Annotated in this window: 24 protein-coding genes; 11 read left to right on the top strand and 13 right to left on the bottom strand. The window is 62.9% G+C overall.

The window, feature by feature from the left end; genetic code table 11:
• Positions 1-195: 195 nt before the first annotated feature.
• The 7 genes from HHL14_RS25155 to garD all read right to left on the bottom strand — a co-directional run bounded on the left by HHL14_RS25155 (position 196) and on the right by garD (position 8,665).
• On the bottom strand, positions 196-1,422 hold the full coding sequence (locus HHL14_RS25155; protein WP_169500292.1) for a porin: 1,227 nt from the start codon (positions 1,420-1,422) through the stop codon (positions 196-198).
• A 76-nt stretch (positions 1,423-1,498) separates the two neighbouring features.
• The gene (locus tag HHL14_RS25150; protein ID WP_169500291.1) at positions 1,499-2,851 is read right to left on the bottom strand and encodes a TRAP transporter large permease; all 1,353 of its coding nucleotides are present in this window, start codon (positions 2,849-2,851) and stop codon (positions 1,499-1,501) included.
• Between the two features lie 13 nt (positions 2,852-2,864).
• The gene (locus HHL14_RS25145) at positions 2,865-3,374 is read right to left on the bottom strand and encodes a TRAP transporter small permease (RefSeq protein ID WP_169500290.1); all 510 of its coding nucleotides are present in this window, start codon (positions 3,372-3,374) and stop codon (positions 2,865-2,867) included.
• Positions 3,375-3,554: 180 nt separating this feature from the next.
• Positions 3,555-4,547 carry a TRAP transporter substrate-binding protein gene (locus HHL14_RS25140; RefSeq protein ID WP_169500289.1) on the bottom strand — a complete coding sequence of 331 codons (993 nt, stop codon included), beginning with the start codon at positions 4,545-4,547 and terminating at the stop codon, positions 3,555-3,557.
• A gap of 615 nt (positions 4,548-5,162) precedes the next feature.
• The gene (locus tag HHL14_RS25135; RefSeq protein WP_169500288.1) at positions 5,163-6,092 is read right to left on the bottom strand and encodes an SMP-30/gluconolactonase/LRE family protein; all 930 of its coding nucleotides are present in this window, start codon (positions 6,090-6,092) and stop codon (positions 5,163-5,165) included.
• Entirely contained in the window at positions 6,092-6,943 is an 852-nt protein-coding gene (locus tag HHL14_RS25130; RefSeq protein WP_169500287.1) for an NAD-dependent epimerase/dehydratase family protein, read from the bottom strand. Before HHL14_RS25130 ends, HHL14_RS25135 begins: the two co-directional genes overlap by 1 nt.
• Positions 6,944-7,075: 132 nt before the next feature.
• A complete protein-coding gene (garD, locus tag HHL14_RS25125) occupies positions 7,076-8,665 on the bottom strand; it encodes a galactarate dehydratase (RefSeq protein WP_169500286.1) in 1,590 nt (529 codons plus the stop codon).
• A 257-nt stretch (positions 8,666-8,922) separates the two neighbouring features.
• Between garD and kdgD the strand changes: the two genes are divergently transcribed.
• From kdgD to HHL14_RS25110, 3 genes are all read left to right on the top strand, one after another.
• A complete protein-coding gene (gene kdgD, locus HHL14_RS25120; RefSeq protein WP_169500285.1) occupies positions 8,923-9,840 on the top strand; it encodes a 5-dehydro-4-deoxyglucarate dehydratase in 918 nt (305 codons plus the stop codon).
• Between the two features lie 207 nt (positions 9,841-10,047).
• Positions 10,048-11,433, top strand: a complete 1,386-nt coding sequence (locus HHL14_RS25115; RefSeq protein WP_169500284.1) for an MFS transporter — start codon at positions 10,048-10,050, stop codon at positions 11,431-11,433.
• 346 nt (positions 11,434-11,779) lie between these two features.
• Complete coding sequence (locus HHL14_RS25110) at positions 11,780-12,523, top strand: FadR/GntR family transcriptional regulator (protein WP_169500283.1); 744 nt, start codon at positions 11,780-11,782, stop codon at positions 12,521-12,523.
• Here the strand turns inward: HHL14_RS25110 and HHL14_RS33995 are convergent.
• Positions 12,424-12,777 carry a hypothetical protein gene (locus HHL14_RS33995; RefSeq protein ID WP_169500341.1) on the bottom strand — a complete coding sequence of 118 codons (354 nt, stop codon included), beginning with the start codon at positions 12,775-12,777 and terminating at the stop codon, positions 12,424-12,426. The two genes, HHL14_RS25110 and HHL14_RS33995, sit on opposite strands and share 100 nt — an antisense overlap.
• A gap of 123 nt (positions 12,778-12,900) precedes the next feature.
• Positions 12,901-14,484 (bottom strand): aldehyde dehydrogenase (NADP(+)), encoded by a 1,584-nt coding sequence (locus HHL14_RS25100; RefSeq protein ID WP_169500282.1) that lies wholly within the window; start codon positions 14,482-14,484, stop codon positions 12,901-12,903.
• Positions 14,485-14,721: 237 nt separating this feature from the next.
• Here HHL14_RS25100 and garL point away from each other — a divergent pair, with 237 nt between their 5' ends.
• Together garL and HHL14_RS25090 are read left to right on the top strand one after the other, a co-directional pair.
• Positions 14,722-15,522 (top strand): 2-dehydro-3-deoxyglucarate aldolase, encoded by an 801-nt coding sequence (gene garL / locus HHL14_RS25095; protein WP_169500281.1) that lies wholly within the window; start codon positions 14,722-14,724, stop codon positions 15,520-15,522.
• On the top strand, positions 15,519-16,448 hold the full coding sequence (locus tag HHL14_RS25090) for a 2-hydroxy-3-oxopropionate reductase (protein ID WP_268966643.1): 930 nt from the start codon (positions 15,519-15,521) through the stop codon (positions 16,446-16,448). The genes garL and HHL14_RS25090 overlap by 4 nt, the downstream gene beginning before the upstream one ends.
• A gap of 125 nt (positions 16,449-16,573) precedes the next feature.
• Here HHL14_RS25090 and HHL14_RS25085 read toward each other — a convergent pair whose 3' ends face one another.
• Positions 16,574-16,933 carry a DUF1493 family protein gene (locus HHL14_RS25085; RefSeq protein ID WP_169500279.1) on the bottom strand — a complete coding sequence of 120 codons (360 nt, stop codon included), beginning with the start codon at positions 16,931-16,933 and terminating at the stop codon, positions 16,574-16,576.
• A gap of 391 nt (positions 16,934-17,324) precedes the next feature.
• Between HHL14_RS25085 and HHL14_RS25080 the strand changes: the two genes are divergently transcribed.
• Positions 17,325-18,062 carry an RNase A-like domain-containing protein gene (locus tag HHL14_RS25080; protein ID WP_407945305.1) on the top strand — a complete coding sequence of 246 codons (738 nt, stop codon included), beginning with the start codon at positions 17,325-17,327 and terminating at the stop codon, positions 18,060-18,062.
• Positions 18,063-18,362 carry a contact-dependent growth inhibition system immunity protein gene (locus HHL14_RS25075; RefSeq protein WP_329601726.1) on the top strand — a complete coding sequence of 100 codons (300 nt, stop codon included), beginning with the start codon at positions 18,063-18,065 and terminating at the stop codon, positions 18,360-18,362.
• Between the two features lie 227 nt (positions 18,363-18,589).
• On the opposite strand, the gene HHL14_RS25070 is transcribed toward HHL14_RS25075, so the two are convergent.
• From HHL14_RS25070 to HHL14_RS25060, 3 genes are all read right to left on the bottom strand, one after another.
• A complete protein-coding gene (locus HHL14_RS25070; protein ID WP_169500277.1) occupies positions 18,590-19,888 on the bottom strand; it encodes an MFS transporter in 1,299 nt (432 codons plus the stop codon).
• A gap of 45 nt (positions 19,889-19,933) precedes the next feature.
• Positions 19,934-20,728: an NAD-dependent epimerase/dehydratase family protein gene (locus HHL14_RS25065; RefSeq protein ID WP_169500276.1), complete on the bottom strand. Its 795-nt coding sequence runs from the start codon at positions 20,726-20,728 to the stop codon at positions 19,934-19,936.
• 347 nt (positions 20,729-21,075) lie between these two features.
• Complete coding sequence (locus tag HHL14_RS25060; protein ID WP_169500275.1) at positions 21,076-21,897, bottom strand: alpha/beta fold hydrolase; 822 nt, start codon at positions 21,895-21,897, stop codon at positions 21,076-21,078.
• Positions 21,898-22,701: 804 nt separating this feature from the next.
• Between HHL14_RS25060 and HHL14_RS25055 the strand changes: the two genes are divergently transcribed.
• The 4 genes from HHL14_RS25055 to HHL14_RS25040 all read left to right on the top strand — a co-directional run bounded on the left by HHL14_RS25055 (position 22,702) and on the right by HHL14_RS25040 (position 26,517).
• Entirely contained in the window at positions 22,702-24,126 is a 1,425-nt protein-coding gene (locus tag HHL14_RS25055) for a cytochrome ubiquinol oxidase subunit I (protein ID WP_169500274.1), read from the top strand.
• Positions 24,127-24,148: 22 nt separating this feature from the next.
• On the top strand, positions 24,149-25,153 hold the full coding sequence (gene cydB, locus HHL14_RS25050) for a cytochrome d ubiquinol oxidase subunit II (RefSeq protein ID WP_169500273.1): 1,005 nt from the start codon (positions 24,149-24,151) through the stop codon (positions 25,151-25,153).
• Positions 25,128-25,400 (top strand): hypothetical protein, encoded by a 273-nt coding sequence (locus HHL14_RS25045; RefSeq protein WP_169500228.1) that lies wholly within the window; start codon positions 25,128-25,130, stop codon positions 25,398-25,400. The genes cydB and HHL14_RS25045 overlap by 26 nt, the downstream gene beginning before the upstream one ends.
• A 322-nt stretch (positions 25,401-25,722) precedes the next feature.
• On the top strand, positions 25,723-26,517 hold the full coding sequence (locus tag HHL14_RS25040; protein ID WP_169500272.1) for a response regulator transcription factor: 795 nt from the start codon (positions 25,723-25,725) through the stop codon (positions 26,515-26,517).
• Positions 26,518-26,538 lie beyond the last annotated feature (21 nt).

The following is a 26,538-nucleotide window of genomic DNA, read 5'->3' as shown; positions in this document are numbered from 1 at the left end:
GGCCGGATTGCGCTGACGTCGCGTCGAAACGAGCCCACACCGCACTGCCGAAACCAACCCGCGAGCCGCACAAACAATCCGCAGACGAAAAAAAAAGCTGCGCATTTTCATGCGCAGCCTGCATCACTGACAACCCGAAAAAATCGTGTTGTTGTGGCGACAAAACAACACGTCGCCACGTTTTTCAGTAACTATTTAGAACTTGTGGATCATGCCCACGCCGACAGCGACCTGGCTGCGCGACGACGACGGCGAACCGTTCTGAGCGTCGCCGATGCTTGCGGTTGCGTCGATGATGGTGTGACCGTCGCCTGCCAGCGTCTTGCCGCTAGCACGCTGGTACGCTTCCAGCGCGTACAGACCGGTGCGCTTGGACAGCGTGTAGTACTGCGACAGGTTGAACTGGTTGTACGTCGCCGCGCTCGTGATGCCGTTCGCTTGCGTTGCACGGGTGTAGCTATAGCCAGCGGCCAGGTCCAGCACCGAGATCGGCTTGAAGTGCAGCACTGCGCCGCCGGTGTTCCAGATCTGCGTGTTGTGGAAGAACGAGCTCGAACCCGGAGCGTATTGAACGTTCGAGTACGAAGCCGACACGTCCCACTGCGAGTTGAACGCGTAGCCGCCCGTCACAGCGATACGCTGCTGCTTCGCTGCGGTCTGGAAGCCATTGTTGATTGCCGAGACGGCCGGTTCGGCGCCGTTGTTCGACATCGCCGAATTCCAGTTCACGGCCGGCGGAGTAACCGTCGCGATACCTGCGTTGTCGATGCGCTGGATACCGGCGGCGATGCCGACCGGGCCGTTCAGGTACTGTGCCGCGACGCTCCACACCTGGCCTGCCGCGAAGCTGCCTGCGTTACCGCCCAGCGAGTACGAACCGCTGACCGTCAGGCCCGCGAAGTTCGGCGACGTATAGACCAGCGAGTTGTTCGCGCGGTACAGCGTGTCCAGCGAGTCGATATCGCCCGGGTGCGCGCCGTAAGCGCCGGTCAGCCACGTGGTCGGGCTGTACGGGGAGAGCAGCGTGTAGTACGACGTGTACTGGCGACCAGCCGTCAGCGTACCGAATTGCGCATTCGTCATACCGACCCATGCCTGGCGGCTGAACATCAGGCCCGACGTGCTTTCCGCGCCGGTTGCGCTGTTAAAGCCCTCTTCCAACGTGAAGATGGCCTTGGTGCCGCCACCCAGATCTTCCGAACCCTTCAGGCCGAAACGGCTACCAGCCCAGATACCGTTGATCATCTTCACGACCGAGCGGCCACCTGCCGACGGCTTGGCCGAACCGACCGCGCTCAGCGACGTGGAGCTGTTCTGCCAGCCGAAACCCGTATCGACGATACCGTACAGCGTGACGCTGCTTTGAGCATGCGCGCCCAGGGCGACCAACCCCACAGCTGCGGCGACGAGAGTCTTTTTCATTTTTACTCCTCTGTTAAAAACTATATTTATGCGGCCGGACCAAGCGCCGCTGAGTATGGAAATATCAAGTATCTGCTTAGAACACCGGGTGCCCGTTGATCACGCTTGGCAACCACGTCGAGAACCACGGCACGTACGTGACGATATTGATGGCGCTGAAGATAGCCAGGTAATACGGCCACGCCACCTTGGTAGTTTCACCAATCGACACATTGCCGATTGCACAACCAATGAACTGCACCGAACCGATCGGCGGATGCACGAGACCGAGCGCGCAGTTCAGCAGAATCATGATGCCGAACTGGACCGGGCCCACGCCGTTATGCATCGCCATCGGCAGGAACAGCGGCGTCGTGATCAGGATGTGCGCGGCCATATCGACGAACGTGCCGAGGAAAACCTGAATCACGTTGATGTACAGCAGCATCAGCCACGGCAGCGACGTCGCGCCGTCGAGCATGCGTTCGATCGCGTCCGGAATCTCCAGATACGCCATCTGGAAGCGCAGCATGTTCGACACGCCGATCAGCAGCAGCACCACGCCGGTGGTCTTGGCCGCCTTGCCGAGCGCATGGCCGAGCTTGGCGAGCGACAGCGAGCGATACACGACGATGGTCAGGATCAGTGAATAGCCGACCGCGATCGCGGCCGCTTCGGTCGCCGTGGCAATCCCCCGCGCCACGCAGAACAGAATGATCGCGATCACCATCAGGCCCGGCACCGCGCCGATGAAGGTGCGCAGCACCGCCATCCAGCCCGGGAAGCGCTGCAGCCCGGTCGAACCGTCGGCACGGCGCGGATAGCCGAACTTGACGGCCTGCCAGTAAGCGGCGGCGAGCACGAGGCCCATCACCCACAGCACCGGCAGCAGCCCCGAGAACAGCAGATCGCCGATCGACACGCCGGTCATCTGCTGGCCGTGCAGCACGCCGCTCACGCCTTGCGCCGCGAACGCGTAGATGATCATGTTGGTCGAGGTCGGCATCAGCGCGCCAGCCAGCGACGAGTGGGTCGTCACGTTGACCGCGTAAGCCGCGCTATAGCCTTCGCGCTTCATCAGCGGGATCACCACGCCGCCCATCGCCGAGGTGTCGGCGGTCGGCGAACCCGATACGCCGCCGAACAGCGTACAGGCGACCACGTTGGCCATCCCGAGGCCGCCGCGGAAGTGACCGACCGTCGACTGCGCGAAACGCAGGATGCGGTCGGCGATACCGCCGTGCAGCATCAGCTCGCCGGAGAAGATGAAGAACGGCACCGCGAGGAACGAGAAGCCGTTCATCCCCGAGATCATCGACTGCATCGCGGTCGCGGTCGGCAGACCTTCGAACAGGTAGGTCAGCACGCACGACAGACCCAACGCGAACGAAACCGGAACCCCTAGAAAGAGGAAAACAAGAAAACTGACGGTAAGAAGGGTAAGTTCCATGATGGATCTACTTTTATTCCGTGACGGAGAGTTCGAGCGGCTGCTCTTTCCGCTTGCCGGAGAACAGGTCGAGCAGATGTTCGAACGAGAACAATGCGATGCACACGCTCGCGACGATCGGGATGCAGTAACGCAGCCCTTCCGGCACGCCGATGATCGGAATGCGGTCGTGCATCGTGGTCTCCGCCATTTCCCAGCAGCCGACGAACACGGCCACCGCGAAAGCGATCAGGCAGATGTGCTGGATCGCGGTCGCCGCCACCTGACCTTTCGGCGGCAGCTTCTTGACCAGCGAGTCGAGTCCGATGTGGCCGCCTTCGCGGACCTTCAGCGCGGCGCCGAACATCGCGATCAGGATCACCAGCAACAGTGCGATGGGCTCGACGAAGTCGGGCGCATCGGCAAATACGTAGCGCATCACCACGCTATAGATGACGAGCAGGCAAAGTGCGGCGAGGCTGACCGACGCCAGGACCAGCAGCACGCGAAAAAGAAAATCGTTTGGGCGTTTAAGGAAACTCATGACCCTGTCCTTGCTTACGACCGACCTAATGTCTGACAGTCAGCAGTCCTGTTCGAACACGGACGTCACGCGCGCGCGACACCGCGCGGCGGAAGGCCTCGAGGGTTGCCCCGCGAGACCTCCGCGCCACTGCTGCTACAAGCGTTGCTAATTACGTAGTGCGTCGGAACGACGCGAGACTTACTTGATTGCCTGGATTTCGTCGACGATCTGCTTCATCGCCGGGGTCTTTTCGTACTTCACCCACACCGGCTGCATCACCTTCACGAATGCCGCGCGGTCGATCTGCGCGGGCGCGACGATCGTAGCGCCACCCTTCGTGACAGCCTTCTGCGCGTCGGCTTCACGCGCGGTCCACAGCTTCTGGTAGTACGGCACCGAGTCGGCGGCCGCCTTCTTGATGGTCTGCTGCTCCTGCGGCGACAGCGTGTCCCAGATCTTCTTCGAGAACACCAGCACTTCCGGCGTCATCGAGTGCTGCGTTTCCGAGTAGACCTGAGCGACTTCGAAGTGCTTGGTTTCGTCGTACGACGGCAGGTTGTTTTCGGCGCCGTCGACGAGGCCGGTCTTCAGGCCCGTATAGACTTCCGAGAACGGCATCGGGGTCGGCGTGCCGCCCATGGCCTTGATTTCGTCGACCATCAGGTCCGACGGCTGCACGCGGACCTTCAGGCCCTTCATGTCGGCCGGCGACTTGATCGCCTTCTTCGCGTACATCGAACGCGCGCCGCTTTCATAGAACGTCAGTGCGACCATGCCCTTCGCGGTGAACGCGTCGAGGATCTTCTGGCCTTCCGGGCCGTACATCACCTTGCGGAAATGGTCGACGTCGCGGAACAGGAACGGCAGCGACGGGATCATCGATTCCGGCACGATTTCGTTGAACGCCGCGCCGTTGGCACGCGCCATGTCGAGCGCGCCGATACGCACCTGGTCGATCGTGTCGTTTTCCGAACCGAGCGCGCTGTTGCCGAACACCTTCACGGAATCCTTGCCACCGGTCGCCTTGTTGATTTCCTCGCCCATGAACTTCACGGCCATGTTGGTCGGGAAGGTATCGCCATGCACGTCGGCGCAGCGGAATACGCGCGCTTGTGCCGACATCGTGCCGAAGGCCAGTGCCGTCGCTGCGACGATCATCGAAACACGGGAAGAGGCAAACTTCTTGTTCATCGTGACATTCCTTGAAAAATAGACCATCCCATCGATTGCGGATGTGACATGGTTTTGATGCGTCTCCGGCGTTGCGCTCACCCCCTCGCAGGTGCGGGCACTTGCCGTACTGGCTGCGCGATTCCCCGGCGCAGTGTGTCCAGCACTCCAGTCGACAACTCGACTACTTACTTCAGGCACGTCGGCGCGCTGGCAATACGCAGACCGGCATTAACGACCACCGCCCTGCGTTGCTGAAGCCCGCCGTGTTTGCACACTACGGCCCAAACACAGAAAGGCATTTGTTTGGGCTCATATGTTGTACGACGACATATGAAGTCTATAAAAGGGCTTTTCTCTTGTACAGACGGTATTTACCCGCACCCGGGAAGCCCTCGGCAGCATTGACCAACACCACGCGGGCTCAAGGCCCCGCGCGGCCTCGCGCGAAATGCGAAGAAACGGAAAACAGTCTCGTGAAGTGTTGTTTTTTTATGAGACGAACAAGGAACAATCGTGGTCTTCACACCACATGTTGTACGACGAGTGACAAATAAAACGACGTAAAAATGACCTGAAAATAAAAAACGCCGGGGCGAGAAGCTCGCCCCGGCGTTCGCCGCCTTGCAATCCTGCTTACAGTTGCCCGGCGTATTCCGGCTCCGGCAGCCCATTCACGCCGGGCCGCAGCGCGAACACGTGGCCGTCGTGCTCGCTCGCGCCGTTGGCCGGGCGGATCGACGTGACGAACAGCGTGTCGAGATCGCGGCCGCCGAACGCGCACATTGCCGGCTTGACGGCCGGCACCGCAATCCGGCGATCGAGCTTGCCTTGCGGCGTGAAGCGCAGCAGCGCACCGGCGTCGTTCGCGCAGATCCAGTAGCAGCCGTCGGCATCGACCGCCGCGCCGTCGGGACGGCCCTCATGGTGATGCAGATCGGCGAACACCCGACGGTTGCGCGGCTCGCCGGTCTCGACGTCGTAGTCGAACGCCCAGATCAGCCGGCGCAGCGGATGTGAGTCGGACAGATACATCGTCGTGCCGTCCGGCGACCAGCCGAGACCGTTCTGCGTGATCAACGCATCGACGACCGGCGCGGACAGCACGCCCTTCCCGTCGAAGCGATACAGCGCGCCGCCCGGGATCGCCGCCGCCATGTCCATCACCATCGTGCCGGACCAGAAACGCCCTTGCCGGTCGCAGCGGCCGTCGTTGAAACGCATGCCGGGGTGCGGAAATTCGGGCGCCGCGAGCTTGCGCAGCGACGCCGTCAGCGGCTCGTTGCCGCTCGCTTGCGACGCATCCGCGAGCGTGACCGCGAACAATCCGGTCTCGCAGCCGGCGAGCACCGTGCCGTTGCGATCGAACGCGATACAGGCGACCTGCTCCGGCAACTGCCATTCGGTGCGCTTGCCGGTCGCGAGCGAGCCGCGCACGATTTTCTTCGCCGGAATGTCGACCCAGTACAGCGCCTGTTCGGCCGCGCGCCAGACCGGGCTTTCGCCGGTCGCGGCGGGCAGTGGCCCGGCGGCTTCGAAGCGCTCCACCTGCGGATTCGCGCTCATTACTTCGCCCCCGCCTTCGGCTCCATCGGACCGGCCAGCACGAACGGGCCGCCCTGGTACAACTGGGTCGGGTCGTCGAAACGGGTGTCGGGCGCGACCGGCGGGAACAGATGCTCGAACTGCTCGGAGCTGTCCTGCGGACGGAAACCGAGGAACGCGGCATTGGTGTTGTCGACCCACGAGATACGGTTCTTCGACACGCCGTAGACGATCGCATGGCCGACGCGGTTGGTGAATAGCGAACAGCGTACGAGTTCGATGAAGTCGCGATAGCTCAGGTAGGTGACCAGCATGCGCGCGGTCTTCGGCTGCTCGAACGACGAGCCGATCCGCAGACACACGGTTTCGAGGCCGAAGCGGTCGAAGTAGTAGCGCGACAGCGATTCGCCGAAGGCCTTCGACACGCCGTACATGCCGTCCGGGCGCAGCGGCGCGTCGGTGCCGAGCACCGAGGTCACCGGATGGAAGCCCACCGCGTGGTTCGAGCTCGCGTAGATCACGCGCTTCACGCCGTGCTTCTGCGCCGACGAGTACAGGTTGTAGAGGCCGCGGATGTTCGCTTCGAGGATGTCTTCGAACGGCGCCTCGACGGAAATGCCACCCAGATGCACGACCGCATCCACGCCCTCGAGCAGCGCGTGAACCGCGGCTGCGTCGGCCAGATCGACGACCGCCGCTTCTTCGTGCGACGCGACTTCGCCGAGCGGCGCGATGTCGGACACACGCACGATATCGGCCCACTGCGCGAGCGCGGGGCGCAACTGCTTGCCGAGGTTGCCGGCGGCGCCGGTGAGCAGCAGACGACGGAAGGGTTTCTTTGCCGCGGCGCGGTCAAGGTTCGAATCGGTCATGTCTTTGTGTTTCTGTAATTGGCTGCGAATTGGCTGCGATGAGCAATCGGACCAGCAGGGGTCCGCTGAACAGAAAAGCGAGCGCCGGCACAGCCGGGCTCGCCTTGAGATGTGATGCGGAGCGCGGCCGGATCAGGTCACTGGCGCCGGGTTGAACAGCGTCAACGCGTTGTGCAGCTTGAGTTTCTCCGCGCAGGTCTGCTGACGGCCGCTGGCGATTTCGAGCATCAGGCGGAACAGCTCCCAGCCCACCTCTTCGATGCTCGACTGGCCGGTCGCGATCGTGCCGGCATTCACGTCCATCAGGTCGAACCAGCGGCGCGCGAGATCCGAGCGCGTCGCGACCTTGATGACCGGCACTTCGGCAAGACTGTACGGCGTGCCGCGGCCGGTCGTGAACACGTGCAGCGTGATGCCCGAGGCAACCTGCAGCGTGCCGCAGATGAAGTCGCTGGCGGGCGTCGCCGCGTAGATCAGGCCCTTCTGACGCACTTTCTCGCCCGGCGACAGCACGCCGGAGATCGCCGAGTTGCCCGACTTGATGATCGAGCCCATCGCCTTTTCGACGATGTTCGACAGGCCGCCCTTCTTGTTGCCGGGCGTGGTGTTCGCGCTGCGGTCGGCGCCGCCGCGCTTCAGATAATCGTCGTACCACTGCATCTCGCGGATGATCGCCTGCGCGACGTCCGCGTTGGCCGCGCGTGCGGTCAGCTGATCGACGCCGTCGCGCACTTCGGTGACTTCCGAGAACATCACGGTGCCGCCGGCGCGCACCAGCAGGTCGGTCGCGAAGCCGACGGCCGGGTTCGCGGTCAGACCCGAGAACGCGTCGCTGCCGCCGCACTGCACGCCGACCACGAGGTCGGACACCGGGCAGGTTTCGCGGCGGCGGTTGTTCAGGCGCTTCAGGTGGCCTTCGGCCATCTTCATGATCGACACGATCATCGACTGGAAGCCGACGTGCGATTCGTCCTGCAGCACCACCACGTCGCCGTTCTGTTCCAGCGTGACGTCGCCGACATCGGCCACGTCGTCGATGACGGCGGCCGCCGCGATCGGAATCGTGCCGGGCGGCATCAGGCGCTCGGGCTGCAGCTTCTCGCAGCCGAGGCTCACCATCATCACTTCGCCGCCGAAGTTCGGATTCAGCGCGATGTTGCGCACGGTGCGGATCGGCACCATCGCGTCGGGCGCGTCGATCGCGACGCCGCAGCCGTACGTGTGGCCGAGGCTCACGACGTCGTCGACGTTCGGATACTTCGGCAGCAGTTCGGCCTTGATGCGGGTCACCGCGTGCTGCACGACGTCGGCCACGCACTGCACGGTGGTCGTGATCGCCAGAATGTTGCGGGTGCCGACCGAGCCGTCCGCGTTGCGGTAGCCCTCGAACGTATAGCCTTCGAGCGGCGCCATCTCCGGCGCTTTGGTCGTTGCGATCGGCAGGTCTTCGAGTCCCGGCGGGCTCGGCATGCGAATCACATGCTCGTTGATCCAGCTGCCCTTCGGCAGTGGCTTGAGCGCATAGCCGATCACCACGTTGTAGCGGATGACTTCGTCGCCTTCGGCCAGATCGGCCAGCGCGACCTTGTGGCCTTGCGGCACACGCTCGCGCAGCTTGAGGCCATCGGGAAATACGGCGCCCTCACCCAGACCGCCGTCGTTGACGACGATCGCGACATTGTCATTGGGATGAACGCGTATATAGAGCGGAGTGTGTTCCATTGATCGATCCTTAAGGCGCTTTCAGCCTGCGCGCCGACTATTCATACGTCATCCTACAACATAGAAGTTAGCCTGGATGTTCCGTATTTACCCTATGGTGCGCATTATGCCGTGAAAACCCCGTTGAGTTGTCTGATTTGTTGTTGTACGATGACGTATAAGAAATCTGGATTAACAAAAAATTTCTGCCGGCACGGCCCCGCCGCACCGGCCGATTCCGACCCATCGACCCAATTCCGACGCCTGGATTACTCATCATGACGACACCGCAGGAACTCAAGCAGATCGTTTCGGAAGGCCTCCTGTCCTTCCCCATCACCGACTTCGACGCTAAAGGCGACTTCCGTGCCGACACTTACGCAGAGCGCCTCGAATGGCTCGCTCCGTACGGCGCTTCGGCACTGTTCGTCGCCGGCGGCACGGGCGAATTCTTCTCGCTGACGCAAGACGACTACACGCAAGTCGTCAAGACCGCGGTCGAAGTCTGCAAGGGCAAGGTACCGATCCTCGCCGGCGCGGGCGGCCCGACCCGCGTGGCGATCGCTTACGCGAAGGAAGCGCAGCGCCTCGGCGCGCACGGCATCCTGCTGATGCCGCACTACCTGACCGAAGCGAGCCAGGACGGTATCGCCGACCACGCGGAAGAAGTCTGCAAGGCCGTGCCGGGCATGGGCGTGATCATTTACAACCGCGCGAATTCGAAGCTGAACGCCGACATGCTCGAGCGTCTGGCCGACCGTTGCCCGAACCTGATCGGCTTCAAGGACGGCGTGGGCGAGATCGAAAACATGGTGACGATCCGCCGCCGCCTCGGCGACCGCTTCTCGTACCTCGGCGGCCTGCCGACCGCGGAAGTCTACGCGGCAGCGTACAAGGCGCTCGGCGTGCCGGTCTACTCGTCGGCGGTGTTCAACTTCATCCCGAAGACCGCGATGGACTTCTACCGCGCGATCGCGTCTGACGACCACGCAACGGTCGGCAAGCTGATCGACGACTTCTTCCTGCCGTATCTGAAGATCCGCAACCGTCGTGCAGGCTACGCGGTCAGCATCGTCAAGGCCGGCGCGAAGCTGGTCGGCCACGACGCAGGTCCGGTGCGCGCACCGCTGACCGATCTGACGGCCGAAGAGCTGGACATGCTCGACGCGCTGATCAGGAAGCTCGGACCGCAGTAAGGCCCCGGCGTCACGGCTCGCGCGAAAGTCCGGCACACGGATTTTCTTTCGCCAGCCGTATGAACGAGGACCGCATAGACGGTCCCGTCGCGAACGCCCGGCACGGCAACGTCGCCGGGCGTTTCTGCTTTTGCACGACAGGCAGGCGGCCAGCCGGCCGCCCGGCGCGCGGATCCCATTCGCGCCCGACGATACAGGAGATGACCCATGGACATGAGCCGCACGGCCCGTTCCGCCAATGCCCGCGATGCCGCCGATAGCGCGGCGCGCACCAAGGTCCGCTACACGATCCTGCTGCTGATCTTTCTGATCACCACCCTCAACTATGCCGACCGCGCGACGCTGTCCGTCACCGGTTCCGCGATGCGCACCGCGTTCAGCCTCGACGCGATCCGCATGGGCTACATCTTCTCCGCGTTCAGCTGGGCCTACGTGCTGTCGCAGTTGCCGGCCGGCTGGCTGCTCGACCGCTTCGGCGCGCGGCGTGTGTACGCGGCGAGCATCTTCTCGTGGTCGCTGTTCACGCTGCTGCAAAGCTCGATCGGCCTGCTCGGCAGCGCCGGCGCCGCGGTCACCGCGCTGTTCGTGCTGCGTTTCGTGATGGGCGCGGCCGAAGCGCCGGCCTTCCCGGCCAACGCGAAGGTGGTCGCGAGCTGGTTTCCGACCAACGAGCGCGGCACCGCGTCGGCAATCTTCAACGCCGCGCAGTACTTCGCCGCGGTCGTGTTCACGCCGCTGATGGCGTGGCTCACGCACGCGTTCGGCTGGCATATGGTCTACGTCGTGATGGGCGCGATCGGGCTCGTGCTCGCGCTGACGTGGCTCAAGGTGATGAAGAATCCCGCCGACCATCCGCGCGTGTCGCGCGCCGAGCTCGACTACATCGAACAGGGCGGCGGCCTCGTCAACGGTGCGCGTACCTCGCGCGCCTCGAGCCAATCCGCTCCCGCCGATGTCGCTCAGGCCGGCGGCTGGTCGCTGGTGCGTCAGCTGCTCGGCAACCGCATGCTGCTCGGCGTCTATCTCGCGCAGTACTGCATCAACGTGCTGACCTACTTCTTCCTGACCTGGTTTCCGATCTACCTCGTGCAGGCGCGCGGGATGACGATCCTGCAGGCGGGTCTGGTGGCGTCGCTGCCGGCGATCTGCGGCTTTCTCGGCGGCGTGCTCGGCGGCGTGCTGTCGGACGGGCTGATCCGTCGCGGCTGCTCGCTGACCGTCGCGCGCAAGGTGCCGATCGTCGGCGGGATGCTGCTGTCGACGTGCATCATCGGCTGTAACTACGTGTCGACCGACTGGGTCGTCGTCGCGCTGATGTCGCTCGCGTTCTTCGGCAAGGGCATCGGCGCACTTGGCTGGGCGGTGGTCGCCGATACGTCGCCGAAGGAAGCGCTCGGCCTGTCCGGCGCGATCTTCAACATGTTCGGCAACGTCGCGGGCATCGTCACGCCGATCGTGATCGGTTATCTGGTCGCGCGCACGGGCTCGTTCAACGGCGCGCTGGTGTTCGTCGGCGCGAACGCGCTGCTGACGGTGATCAGCTATCTGGTGATCGTCAAGGACATCAAGCGGGTCGAGCTGCGCGCCGCCTGAACGGGCGCGCGGCTGTACGGGGGGGCGGGGGCGGCGGCGGCCGGCCCTGCATCAGCTCCCTTCGCCAGCCCCTTTGTCAGCTCCTCGTCAGTCCTGATGTCGACCCGCGTCGATCCAGGTTATCGTACTTCAGCGCACTCGCGGTCATAGCGACTCGCGAACTATCAGCCACCGGAGCACCGACGCATCGCGCTACGCGCGCGCCGACGGGCTCTCCAGCGGCCGTGCGCCGTTCCCTATCACATTCGCGCCGAAAACGATCCGACGCTTATATAATCAGTCGTCAGACGACGATATAATGAAAATGCAGGAATCTCAGCGAACCACCCACAAAGGAGCGTTTTCGATGGCTACTCCACTAGCATCCGCGGCCCCGCCACGACGCGCTCGCAATCTTGCCGAGTTCGTCGTCAACTACGTCACCGAGCAGATTGCCACCAACATGCTGAAGCCCGGCGACAAACTGCCGACCGAATCACAGCTGATGAGCACGCTCAGCGTGAGTCGCACGGTGATTCGCGAAGCAATTTCGCGCCTGCAGGCGGGCAAGGTCATCGAGACGCGGCACGGCATCGGCAGTTTCGTGCTCGAACCGCAGCGCGAAAAACTCGGCATCGACATGGTGCCCGCCACCACGCTGCGCGACGTGCTGTCCATTCTCGAACTGCGGATCAGCCTCGAAACCGAATGCGCGGGTCTCGCCGCGCAACGCGCGAAGCCGGACGACCTCGCGCGCATGCGCAGCGCGCTCGACGCGATCGAAGCCACGCGCCACAACGGGCTCGATAGCGTGGATGCCGATCTCCAATTCCATATTTCGGTCGCGCGAGCCACCGGCAACCGCTATTTCGTCGACATCCTCACGCAGATGGGCAGCGCGCTGATTCCGCGCAACCGGCTCGACTCGGCGGGCATCGCGCGTGCCGATCCGGATGCGTATCTGTCGCTGGTGAACCTCGAGCACGAGAGCATTCTCGAAGCGATCTCGCGTCACGACGCGGAAGGCGCGCGCGCGGCGATGCGCATGCATCTGTCGAATAGCCGCGAGCGGCTGCGTCGCGCGAATGAGGTGAGCGAGGCAAGTAGCTGATTCGCGCGCAACGCATGGCCCGAAGCTGGGCAGGATAAAAAAATGGCCGGGGAGATCCCGGCCATTTTTTTGCCTGCGTTTGCTTTGCCTGCGTTTGCTTTGCCTGCGTTTGCTTTGCCTGCGTTTGCTTTGCCTGCGTTTGCTTTGCCTGCGTTTGCTTTGCCTGCGTTTGCTTTGCCTGCGTTTGCTTTGCCTGCGTTTGTTGCGCCCGACGCATGCGTTTTTTTCCCCGCTTTTGCCGCGCGGCATGTAATCCGCCCTGCTTTCGTGAATACGCGCCCGGGCGATTTCTCGCCGCGGGCGCGCCGCCATCGTTCAGGACAGTTGCCTGCGCTTAACTACGCGCAAGCGTGCATCAAACGCATATCAGCTGCGCCTCAAGCGCGCGTCAGCTCGCCATCACGACGACGCCACAGTTCCAGCGGATTGCCGTCGACGAGCGTTTCCGGCAGCAGTTCGGCCGGGAAGTCCTGGTAGCAGACCGGGCGCAGGAAGCGGTCGATCGAGGTCGTGCCGACCGAGGTCGCGCGGCTGTCCGAGGTCGCCGGGAACGGGCCGCCGTGGACCATCGCGTGACACACTTCGACGCCGGTCGGGAAGCCGTTGACCAGAATCCGGCCCGCCTTGCGCTCGAGAATCGGCACCAGCTTCCTGGCGGCCGCCACGTCGGCGCTGTCCATCTGCAGCGTCGCGGTCAGTTGGCCGGCGAAGTGCTCGGCAACCTTCAGCAGTTCCTGCTCGTCCTTGCAGCGGATGATCGTCGACACCGGGCCGAACACTTCGTCTTCGAGCGCCGGGTTCGCGAGGAACGTCGCCGCGTCGGTCACGAACAGCGCCGCGCATGCCTGGGTCGGGCCGGTTGCGGCAACGCCGCGCGCCACCACCTCGACGCCCTTGGTCGCGGCCAGCTTGCTTTCGCCGTCTTCATACGCGGCGTGGATGCCGGCGGTCAACATGGTCTGCGCCGGCTTCGCGACGAGTGCTTCCGATGCCGTTGCGACGAAGCCCTTCAGCGCGTCGCTGTCGATCGCGATCGCGAGGCCCGGGTTCGTGCAGAACTGGCCAGCGCCGAGCACCAGCGAGTCGACGAATCCACGCGCGATGCTGTCGCCGCGCGCCGCCAGCGCGTTCGGCATCAGGAACACCGGGTTGATGCTGCTCATTTCCGCGTAGACCGGAATCGGCTCGGGACGTGCCGCCGCGACGCGCATCAGCGACGTGCCGCCCGCGCGCGAACCGGTGAAGCCGACCGCCTTGATCGCCGGATGCGCGACCAGCGCTTCGCCGACCGAGTTGCCCGCGCCGACGATCATCGAGAACACGCCTTCCGGCAGATCCATTTCCTGCGCGACGCGCTGGATCACGCGGCCGACCAGCTCCGACGTACCGAGGTGCGCACGGTGCGCCTTGACGACGACTGGGCAGCCGGCCGCGAGCGCCGCGGCGGTGTCGCCGCCGGCGACCGAGAACGCGAGCGGGAAGTTGCTCGCGCCGAACACGGCGACCGGACCGAGCGCGATCTTCTGCATGCGCAGATCCGAGCGCGGCAGCGGCTTGCGATCCGGCAGCGCCGAATCGAGCGTCGCGGTGAGCCACTGGCCCGCGCGCACGGTCTGAGCGAACAGCTTGAGCTGGCCCGTGGTGCGGCCGCGCTCGCCTTCGAGACGCGCCTTCGGCAGACCCGACTCGGCCTGCGCGCGCTCGATCAGCTCATCGCCGAGCGCGGTGATGCCATCGGCGATACGATCCAGAAACTCGGCGCGCACGGCGAGCGGCAGTTGACGGTAGGCGTCAAATGCGTCGCGCGCGAGTTCGCACGCTGCGTTGACGTTCGCGACGGTGCCGCTGCCGAATACCGGCTCGGCAATCTCGGAACCCGTGGCGGGATTGAATGCGCGCAGCGCTTTTTCTTCGCCGCGCAGCGCTTTGCGACCGATCAGCATTTCGCCGGTAATAGGCATTTTGGCTTTCCTCAAATGAACGCTTTGGATATAAGTCATCCTACAACATAGAGAGGCCTGCATGCAACCCGAAACGCTTGTCAGATCAGGATATTCGGGTTTACGTGCCCGTTACAACCACGGACGCCAATGCTAATCTGCGACTAGACGTACGACGACTTATAACCTCGCATTTCGCGGGTTATCGGGCGTCGACCGAGCCTGTTCCCGATCCATCGTAGTTCGAGGAGATACCGCATGCCCGTTGTCACGCCCTACCAGTCCCTGCCCAACCGCTTCCGTCGCGCGGTGCGTGAAGGACACACGCAGATCGGTTGCTGGGCCTCGCTCGCCAGCCCGATCGCCACCGAACTGCTGGGCACGGTCGGCTTCGACTGGATGCTGCTGGACGCCGAGCACGCGCCCAACGACGTGCTCACGCTGATCCCGCAACTGATGGCGCTGAAGGACAGCGGCAGCGCGCCGGTCGTGCGTCCGCCGGCCAACGACAGCGTCGTGATCAAGCGCTTTCTCGACAGCGGCTTCTCCAATTTCCTCGTGCCCTTCGTCGACAGCGCCGACGACGCCGCCCGCGCGGTCGCGTCGACGCGCTACCCGCCGCAGGGCATTCGCGGCGTGTCGGTTGGCCATCGCGGCAACCGCTACGGCACCGTCGCCGATTACTTCGCGATCGTCAACGACAACCTCTGCGTGATCCCGCAGATCGAAAGCCGCAAGGCGGTCGAGGCGATCGACAGCATCCTCGCGGTGGACGGCATCGACGCGGTGTTCATCGGTCCGTCCGACCTCGCGGCCTCGTACGGCCACCTCGGCAACGCGAACCATCCGGACGTGCAGCAGGCGATCGCGCATGTGTTCGAGCGCGCGCAGGCGGCCGGCAAATCGAGCGGCATCCTCGCACCGGTGCAGGCCGAGGCGGAACGTTATCTGTCGATGGGCGCGCGCGTCGTCGCGGTCTGCGCGGATCTCGGGCTGCTCAAGGGCGCCGCGCAGGCGGCGCAGAAACACTTCATGCAGAAACCGGCGGGCGAAGCCTGAGCGTCGCCGCCACGACATCTTCGGAGCATTCCATGCAAAAAGCAGGCTTTATCGGACTCGGCATCATGGGCAAGCCCATGGCCGCCAACCTTCTGAAAAACGGCGTGTCGCTCGCGGCGTTCACGCGCAGCGGCGTGCCCGCCGAGCTCACGCAGGCCGGCGCCGTCGCCTGCGACAACCCGGCGGCGGTCGCCGCGCACGCGGACGTGATTTTCATCATGGTGCCGGACACGCCGGACGTCGAGCGCGTGCTGTTCGGCGAAAACGGCCTCGCGAGCGCACTGCGCGCGGGCCAGACCGTGGTCGACATGAGCTCGATCTCGCCGATGGCGACCCGCGATTTCGCGGCGCGCGTGCGCGAGACCGGCGCCGATTATCTCGACGCGCCGGTGTCGGGCGGCGAAGTCGGCGCGAAGGCCGGCTCGCTGACCATCATGGTCGGCGGCGAGCAGGCCACGTTCGACAGTGTGAAGCCGCTCTTCGACATGATGGGCAAGAACGTCACGCTGATCGGCGCGGTCGGCGCGGGCCAGGTGTGCAAGGTCGCCAACCAGGTGATCGTCGCGGCGACCATCGAGGCGGTCGGCGAAGCGCTGCTGCTGGCGTCGAAGGCCGGCGTCGATGCGGCGCGCGTGCGCGAGGCGCTGATGGGCGGTTTCGCGTCGTCGCGGATTCTCGAAGTGCACGGCGAGCGCATGACGAAGCGCACCTTCGACCCGGGCTTCCGCATCGAGCTGCATCAGAAGGACCTGAATCTCGCGCTGTCGACCGCGCAGGCGCTCGGCGTGTCGCTGCCGAACACTGCGACCTGCCAGGCGCTGTTCAATGCGTGCGTCGCGCATGGCGGCAAGGCGTGGGATCACTCGGCGATGGTGCGCGCGCTTGAGGTGCTCGCGAATCATGAGATTGGGCAGAAGACGGCGTAAATTCGCGCCGACTCGCCACATCAATCACGCCGCTGCGGCCGTTCCTCGTTGTAGACGGGGACGACGCGGCGGCGTTTTTTTATGCGTGGATGGTTGATGAACGTGTGTGAGGGACGATGATGCGGTCAACTATATTTTCCTTCAGATATCGCGTCACACTCCCATTTCCCCTTGAGAATGACGTTGTAAAGCATGCCAACCGTCAGGACCTCTCGCCGGAATGTGTGAGGCTTTCTCCGGATAAATTTTCTGAATAAATGATAGAGCAGGCCTTCGCCCTCCATCATGAAATAGAGCCCAAAGTCGTAATCCCCTACTTCGATCTCAAAGCGCTCGAAGAATTTACCCATAAATTCGTCCGCCTCATCGCCTTCCTGGCCCAGGTCAAACACCACATCCAGATTCCTCTCGACCGGTTTTCTGTCGGAAATTCCGGTTTCTTCTCGAATAAATTTTTCGAGATCTGCCCATGTGCGTGAGGTCATTTGTTAAGAGTTACTCGAACCGGTTATTTTTAGCATGCCTCACGGAATGCCGGGAAGGTCGCGATCATATTCTCGAGCGCATGGCGAGTCCATGGTGAAGCGCATATTCGATCCGGACTTTCACGTCGAACCGCACTGCTCATGCGCTTCAACCAGCGTATGACCCCGAGCAGTCTGAAGTCTGAATGTCTCCTATTAGTTGGCCGATCGGACATAAAAATCATCCATCGCCCATTTCCTGTCCCTAGGGTCGGCTGCTATCTTCGCGGCCTCGAATAATCACAAAGGACTACGGAATGCCGCTCGAACAGGATGGAGATGGCGTGCGCGTCGTGCTCAGTGCGCCGAACTGGTAGCGGTGCTTGGTCGGCACTCGATCAGCTCCACAGAAATGGTTACCAACCGGCTGTGGGGTGGATTGCAGCTTGTCGGTGGCCTGTTGGAAATGGTCGGAGCCGGAGCGCTGTGTGTGATGCCAGAACCGACGATGGCAAGCAAAGCTGGGTGCATCGTGTTCGGCGCACACGGCTCCGATACCGCGGCGGGCGGCCTACGTCAGATCTGGACGGCACGAGATACGGCGACGCTGACTTACCAGGGCGCCACGAAGCTAGCCGAGGCGATGAAAGCCAGCCCCGACATGGCGAACAATATCGGCTTGTCGCTCGATCTGGCCGTGCCGTTTGGTTTCGCGGGATCGCTCAAAGCCGTAAGGGCTTCGCGGATCGTGATGGGCCGGGTCAACCTGGAAATGCATGAGGCGAAAAACGGCAGCCAGATTGGTGGGCATACGCTGCGAAAGCATATTGGGCGGACTGAAGCCGAGTTGCGTGAAAGGCTCAGACTGGAACCACAGCGAGAACAGGTTTCGTCGTTCACGAACCTTGAACGGGCAGAATGGGCGATCTCGGAAGTTATGCGTAGCAATGCGACAAACATCAGAAACTGGGCGCAGTCCTCAGGTGGAGGTGGCCCTCTTACTCTGAAGCGACGTGTGGTAGGCGACGTCGGTTATGGCATAACACGAGAGACAGGAAAATTGACGCCAATGAATGAAGTTGTGGTTGTTCTGAAATATAAAACCTACAACGGGATGCCATACTATATTGTTACTGCTTACATTGGATAAATGAAGCCTATGTTATCAACTCGCTACCCCTACATGTATCAGCTATTTGGCGCATACCTCAATGAGGATTCGGATATATGGGGAGACACGCTCCCCGAAATAATCGCTTGCTACAAAAGAGATTGCCCACGGGAAAATCAACTTGGAATAATTGATGAAGCAAATTCATTCATAAATGAACATCCGAATGATTTAGATTCCGCGTTCAAAAAAGACTATGGGCGAAATTTCTCTCCAAAACTGTGGGGCTACACGACGGCATCGTTCCTCGAAGAGTTGAAGCGGCTTCTCAGCACATAGCCCACTCGTCGCAACACATCAGGTCGATGCCATGCGTCGGTTTCAAACGAATCCGAAGAAATCGAACACCGCCTTCCAGTCTCGGTAATGCTCTGCAAACTCTTCCTCGATGCGGGATTCGATGACCAGAACCCCCAAACAAAAAAAACGGCGCCCACTCAAATGGACGCCGCCTCTCACATCAATTACGCAGTCGACCCACTAAAGCCGCCGACCGTCATTCCATATCACTTCACCGTCACCGGCCCCGCCCCACTCCACTTCGGCTCCGGCGCCTTGTCCGAGCTCTTCGCCATCAGGCAGACCACCGCCGCGGCGATCAGGTCGAACACCGCCAGCACGACGAACAGCGGGCTATAGCCGATCTGCGTGACCAGCACGCCGAACAGCGCGGTGAACGCCGCCGCGCCCAGATAGCCGGCCATGCCGCCCATGCCGGTCGCGGTCGCGACTTCGTTCTTGCCGAACATGTCGGAGGTGATCGCGTACAGTGCGCCCGACAGCGTCTGGTGCGCAAAGCCGCCGACGCACAGCAGCGCCACCGCCACGTACGGGCTCTCGACCAGCCCCACGCACGCCGGTCCGATCATGAACAGCGCGCCGACCACGAACACCATCTTTCGCGACGTGAACAGCGACACCTTCGCGTACTTGTGGAACAGCGGGCTCAGATAACCGCCGAGCACACAGCCGATATCGGCCGCGAGGAACGGCATCCACGCGTACAGCGCAACTTCCTTCAGGTTCATGTGACGCTCGGTCATCATGTACAGCGGAATCCACGCGTTGAACGTTTGCCACGCCGGTTCGGACAGAATCCGCGGAATACCGATCGCCCAGAAATCGCGGCTCGCGAGCATCGCGCGCCAGTTGCGCTTCGGCGTGCTGACGTCGTCGCTATGCTTGGCTTCCTGGCCGCTCAGAATGTAGTCGCGCTCGTCGTCGCCGAGCAGCTTCTGATTGCGCGGATGCTTGTAGACGAGCATCCACAGCACGCTCCACACGATGCCCGCCACGCCGACGATCACGAACGCGAGTTGCCACTTGCCGTGAAACAGCGCCCACACGACGAGCGGCGGTGCGAGCAGCGCGCCGATCGACGAGCCGATGTTGAACCAGCCGATCGCCACCGAGCGCTCCTTCGCGGGGAACCACTCGCTCGTCGCCTTCACGCCGGCCGGAATACCGGCCGATTCCGCGAGACCGAGGATGCCGCGAAACACCGCGAGACTGCGCCAGCCCGTCGCCCACGCGGCCGCCGCGCACGCCACCGACCACGCGAGCGCGAACACCGCGAAGCCGATCTTGGTGCCGATCGTGTCGAGCACGAAACCGGCGACCGGCTGCATGAACGCATAGCAGAGCTGCCACGCCACGACCACGTGCGAGTACTGCTCGGTCGTGATGTTGAGTTCTTTCATCATCGTCGGTGCCGCGACCGACAGCGTATTGCGCGCAAGGTAATTGATGATCAGTCCGGCCGCGACCAGACCCACCATCCACCAGCGAATTCCCTTGATCTTCATTGCTACGTCTCCTCGTGATGCATTGCCCGTCGAAGTGCCCGGGACTTAAGCCTTGCGCGAATAGTCGATGCCGACGAAGCTGCCGCCCTGGAAGCGCTGGCACAACTCATCGAGCGGATTCGGGCGCGCCTCGATCTCCACGGCGTAGTCCTCGGCGTTCTGCTTCGGCTCGTAGCCCAGACGCGCGGCGCCGCTGTTGTCCCACCAGCTGCGCGTATTGGCCGACACGCCCCAGATGGTCAGGAAGCCGACGTCTTGCGCTTCGATGCAGCGATCGAGGAAATGGAACAGGTCCTTGTGGCCGAACCAGGTGCTCAGGTGACGCTGCTCGGTCGGTTTCTCGAGGCAGCTACCGATCCGCACGCACACGCTCTCGATGCCGTGCTTGTCCCAGTACATGCGCGCGAGCGCTTCGCCCCACACTTTCGACAAACCGTAGAAGCCGTCCGGGCGCAGTTCGCAATCGAGGCTCAGAGGCTCGGTGACCGGATACATGCCGATCGCGTGATTCGAGCTCGCGAACACGATGCGCTTCACGCCGTTGCGGCGCGCGCCTTCGTAGACTTCGACGAGACCGCGCAGATTGTTTTCGATGATCTCGGGCAGCGGACGCTCGACGCTGGTGCCGGCGAAATGGATCAGCACGTCGACGCCGTTCAGCAGGCGGTCGACAATCGCCGGATCGCGCAGGTCGCCGTTCATCACGTCCTCGCCGTCGACCAGCGGCGTGAGCGTTTTCGAGCCCGCGGCCGAGCGCAACGGAATGCCGCGCGCGACGAATTCCGCACGTACCACGGAGCCGAGCTGACCGCCGGCGCCACTGAGGGCAATCTTCTTCATAAGGGTTCCTTTGCTGCGCCGCGCGCGAGGTCTACCGAGAACAGAGGGAGAGCTTGAGCGGCCGGCGGAGTCGCGCTGTGCGCGTCGCATAACACACCCAAGTTGTACGATAACGTACTATCGACGATGAAGAAGCGGAATTCAACTAGGCATTTACCCTTAAATCATCAAGGATTCAGCCATTATCTCTTTATAGATCAAGGAGATAGGAAGTGATTATTTATGCGACATCGTATAACTTAGACCGCTTCTTTCCTCCGTGAATTGGCTTCGTTCAGTTATCGAATGGAAAAACACGAACCCGCGCGGGCGGAGTCGGCCCGCACGGGTTTTGCCCTTCTACCGCATCAGGCGCCGATGAACTCGAGCAGATCGGCGTTGACCTTGTCGGCCTCGACCGTGCACATGCCGTGCTGGCCGCCCGGATAAACCTTCAGCGTCGCGTTCTTCACGATTTCCGCGGTGCGCCGGCCGGCTGCATCGATCGGCACGATCTGGTCGTCGTCGCCGTGCAGCACCAGCGTCGGCACGTCGATCTTCTTCAGGTCTTCGGTGTAGTCGACTTCGGAGAACTGCTTGATGCACTCGTACAGCCCCTTGATCGAACCGGCCATGCCCTGGCGCCAGAACGAATCGATCACGCCCTGCGAGACCTTCGCTCCCGGCCGGTTATAGCCGTGGAACGGCACCGCCAGATCCTTGAAGAACTGCGAGCGATCGTCGACGACGCCCTTGCGGATGCCGTCGAACACGTCGATCGGCAGGCCGAGCGGATTGCCCGCGGTCTTCAGCATCAGCGGAGGCACCGCGCCGATCAGCACCGCCTTCGCGACGCGCGCGGTGCCATGCCGGCCGATGTAGTGCGCAACCTCGCCGCCGCCCGTCGAGTGACCGACCAGCGTCGCGTCCTGCAGATCGAGATGCTCGATCAGCGCGGCCAGATCGTCGGCATAGGTGTCCATATCGTTGCCGTCCCACGGCTGCTCCGAGCGGCCGTGGCCGCGCCGGTCGTGCGCAATCACGCGAAAGCCCTTGCTGCCGAGAAACAGCATCTGCGCATCCCACGCATCGGCGGTAAGCGGCCAGCCGTGAGAAAACACGACCGGGCGTCCCTTGCCCCAGTCCTTGTAGAAAATCGACGTGCCGTCTTTGGTTTTAATCGTGCTCATCTGCTGACTCCTAAGGGATGAAGTGTGCCGTCGCCGGCAGGGGGATGAAGCTCAATGAAGCGGAATAAAGCCGAAGCCGTGGTTAAAGCATGCCGGTCATGCGTGACAGAATTGATAGCAATGCGTTGATAGCAATACGCGGGCGCCGTGCGAATCCGCTCGCCGTGTTTGCGCAATCGCGGCACGGCAGGACCTACGGCTGAATGACGAGGCGAGACAACGCGCAAAAAGCGACATCCAGAACGAAGCCGGAATCAATAGCAGTTCAACGCACCTAACGCAAAAACGGCGAATACGACCCAAATAGCGAACTGGCTGGTGAATTGGCTAATGCGCAGCAAATAAAGAAAAGAAACGCGCTGAAACGGCAATGCGGCAATGCGGCAACGAGCATCGTAGAAGTAAAAAAATCGCCTGGCTAGCGCGCGAATCCAGGAAGTCGGTTCGGATGGATCGATTGTCGGTTGACGACGGACCTTGCACACAAGCATGCGGAACCAGGCTGCGCGAAGTGTGGTGACGCCGTTTGCTGCGGCGCAATCGACTGACGCAGATTGACGCAGCCCCTCAGCGACGGGCGAAGCGACCGCTCTTCATCTGTCGGGCAAAAATTGATGCCCATCAAGAACTTGCAGTATCAATTCGCGCCTTTTAGAGAAAACAACGTGGTTCTTTGACGCACGTCGCGTTGCAGCACAATTTTCTTCGATCCCCTACGCTGGCGTCATCTGCCACGAGCAGTGCGCACCGACATCGGTCGACGCGCGTAAGTCCGCTCTCGCGGCTATCACGCACAACACGCTTATGAGTTCCACAATATCGGCATTCGATCTAGCCCGCATTCAATTCGCGTTCACTGTTTCTTTTCATATCGTTTTTCCCGCATTGAGTATTGGCCTCGCCAGTTTTATCGCCGTGCTCGAATGGCGCTGGCTGCAAACCGGTAAGACGTATTACAAAGATCTTTGTCTGTTCTGGTCGAAAATCTTCGCGGTCGCCTTCGGTATGGGCGTCGTTTCCGGCGTCGTGATGAGCTATCAGTTCGGCACCAACTGGTCGGGCTTCTCCAGTTTCGCCGGCCCGGTCACCGGTCCGTTGCTGATGTACGAGGTGATGACCGCGTTCTTCCTCGAAGCGGGCTTCCTCGGCATCATGCTGTTCGGCTGGCAGCGCGTGAGTCCGCGCGCACACTTCGGCGCGACGCTGATGGTCGCGATCGGCACGCTGATCTCGACCTTCTGGATTCTCGCATCGAACAGCTGGATGCAGACGCCGCAAGGCTTCGAAGTCGTCAATGGCCAGGTCGTGCCGCTCGACTGGTTCAAGATCATCTTCAATCCGTCGTTCCCGTACCGTCTCGCGCATATGGCGCTCGCGGCGTTCATCGTCGCGGGGCTGGTGGTCGCGGCGGTCGGCGCGTGGCATCTGCTGCGCGGCCGGCGCGATCCGGCCGTGAAGAAAATGTTCTCGATGGCGCTGTGGCTGCTGCTGATCCTCACGCCGATCCAGGCTTTCGTCGGCGATCAGCATGGTCTGAACACGCGCGAGTATCAGCCGGCGAAGATCGCGGCGATCGAAGGTCTGTGGGAAACCGAAAAAGGCGGCACCGCGCTGAACCTGTTCGGCATCCCCGACATGAAGGCCGAAACCACCCGCTACGCGGTATCGATTCCGCACCTCGGCAGCCTGATTCTCACGCATAGCTGGGACGGCGAAATTCGCGGCCTGAAGGAATTCCCGCCGGAGGACCGCCCGAATTCGACCGTGGTGTTCTGGAGCTTCCGCATCATGGCGGGGCTCGGCGTGCTGATGATCGCGATGTCGATCGCCGCATGGGTGCTGCGCCGCCGCGGCCGCCTGTTCGAAGCGATATGGTTCCAGCGCCTGTGCGTCGCGATGGGGCCGAGCGGCTTCATCACGCTGCTGGCCGGTTGGGTCACGACCGAAGCGGGCCGTCAGCCGTGGGTCGTGTACGGCGTGATGCGCACGTCGCAGGCGGTGTCGCCGCTCACCGCGCAGCAGGTCGGGTTGTCGCTGATGACCTTCGTGGTCGTCTATTTCCTCGTGTTCGGCACCGGCATCTACTACATGCTGAAGCTGATGCGCAAAGGTCCGGCGCTGCCGGGCAGCGGGTCGCACGACCATCCGCACGAGCTGCCGCCACCCACGCCCGCGCAGACCGCGCGCCGCCCACTGTCCGCCGCCGATCAGATGATCGACGCCGTCTAACCCACGCATCAAGAGAAAGACTATGGACGTAACCGTCGTATGGGCCGCGATCATCGCGCTAGGCCTTTTCATGTACGTGGTGCTGGACGGCTTCGACCTCGGCATCGGCATCGTCTTCCCGTTCTTCCCGGACGAGAAGGAACGCGACCTGATGATGAACACGGTCGCGCCGGTGTGGGACGGCAACGAAACCTGGCTCGTGCTCGGCGGCGCCGCGCTGTTCGCGGTGTTTCCGGTGGTCTATGCGACCGTGCTGTCGGCGCTCTATCTGCCGCTCGTATTCATGCTCGTGTGCCTGATTTTCCGTGGCGTGTCGTTCGAGATCCGCGCCAAGGCGCGTCGCACGAAGCACCTGTGGGACCTTGCGTTCATCGGCGGCTCGGCGGGCGCGACGTTCTTCCAGGGCATCGTACTCGGCGCGTTCCTGCAAGGCATTCCGGTCGTCGACGGTGCCTATGCCGGCGACGCGTTCAGCTGGCTCACGCCGTTCAGCCTGCTGACCGGCCTCGGCCTCGTCGCGACCTATGCGCTGCTCGGCTGCTGCTGGCTGGTCGCGAAGACCGAAGGCGATCTGCAGCGACGCCTGCATCGCGTGGTGTGGCCGCTCACGCTGGTACTGCTCGGCTTCATCGTGGTGGTCAGCCTGTGGACGCCGCTGATGGACGCGGGCATCGCGCAACGCTGGTTCCATGACGGGATTTTCTACCGTCTGCTGCCGGTGCCGTTCCTCGTCGCGGTCTGCGCGTTCTTCATGCATCGCGCGGTGAGCGCGCGGCATCACAACACGCCGTTCGTGCTCGCGCTGACGCTCGTGCTGCTCGGCTATCTCGGCCTGCTGGTCAGTTTGTGGCCGTACGCGATTCCGTCGAGCATGACGCTGTGGGAGGCCGCCGCGCCACGAACCAGCCAGACCTTCACGCTGGTCGGCGCGGCGGTGATCCTGCCGATCATCATCGCGTACACGACGATGGGTTACTGGGTCTTTCGAGGCAAGGTGCGCCATGACGACCAACATCACTATCACTGAAACGCGCGGCGCGCGGGCTCGCGCCGGGATGCCCACGGCGGATTCCAGCGAGGAAGTTTGCGCCGCGGCTTCCGTGCCGCTCGCCGCTCACGTCGCTGCTCACGCTGCCGCTTCGACCTCGCGCAAGCGCAAACTGCCGGGCTGGCTCTGGTTCGCCATGCTGTGGTGCGGCGGCGTGGCCGCCGCGATGTCGCTCGGTTTCGCCTTCAAACTGCTGATGAATGCGACGTTATTCGCCGTCAAATAGCGGCGCGATTTCAGCCCGGCCTCGCGCGTCGATCCGGCCGGCATAAACCGCTGACACGCGCGCCGCCGCGCTTAAAAAACGGACCGTGCGGCTCGTCTACGTAGCAAACCGACGCCTATGCGCGGGAGACCTCCCTGCATTAACATCCGGAACAGGATGAAAAGACCGCACGGCTCGCGACAGACGAGTCGGCCTGCCACCGGTCCGACGACCGGCACGGCAGCGCGCAAGACCGGCCATGATGCGTGTCACGAGGACCAGCAGTAAGCACTCCAGAAACGGCGGCAGCCCTCAACGGACAGGCTCGACTCGCGGAGACATCATGAAGTTTCTTGTGGCCGACGACCATGAACTGATCCGGCAAGGCGTCAAAGGCATGTTGCGCGGCTTCGATGCCGACGCGCAGTTCGATGAAGCCGATAGCTGGGAAACCCTCGCAAGCGCCGCGCGCCCCGACGCCAATCACGATCTCGCGATCGTCGATCTGCATATGCCGGGGATGAACGGCGCGAGCTCACTCGAAACGCTGCTCAAGGCCAATCCGGCGCTGCCGGTGGTGGTGCTGTCGGCGGAAGAATCGCCCGACGAAATGCGCGCGGTGCTCGCCGCCGGCGCGCTCGGCTTCGTGCCGAAGCGGCAGCCGGCCAGCGTGATGCTGAAGGCCATCGAGCTGGTGCTATCAGGCGGCGCGTATGTGCCGATGGAGGCGTTGAGTCTGCTCGGGTCGCGGGAGACGCAGGCAAGTGGCGGTGGTGCAGCGGGCGCGAATGCGCAAGCTCATAGGGATAGCGATGTGGCGGGCGTAGCAGGCGCAGCCCGCAGCGTCGCCGCTCAGACCGCGCCCAACGCATCAGGCCAGATCGAACCGCTCACGACGCTACCAGCGCTGCAGCCGCATCAGCAGCATCTGCTGGAAAATCTGTCGCCGCGTCAGCAGGACATCATGCGGCTCGTGCATCGCGGCTGGACCAACAAGATGATCGCGCGCGATCTCGGCGTCGCCGAGGGCACGGTCAAGGTCCATCTATCGGTGATCTTTCGGGCGCTCGGTGTGCACAATCGCTCGACCGCGATCGCGGTGATCAATGGATGGCTGGAGGCGGGGAGGACGTTGTAGGCGGTTGCCTGAACTTGCACC

This window comes from Paraburkholderia antibiotica, from assembly GCF_012927125.1.
In the GTDB taxonomy this organism is placed as follows: domain Bacteria; phylum Pseudomonadota; class Gammaproteobacteria; order Burkholderiales; family Burkholderiaceae; genus Paraburkholderia; species Paraburkholderia antibiotica.
The sequence above is the reverse complement of the archived record's forward strand: the minus strand, read 5'-3'. Positions and strand labels throughout refer to the sequence as shown.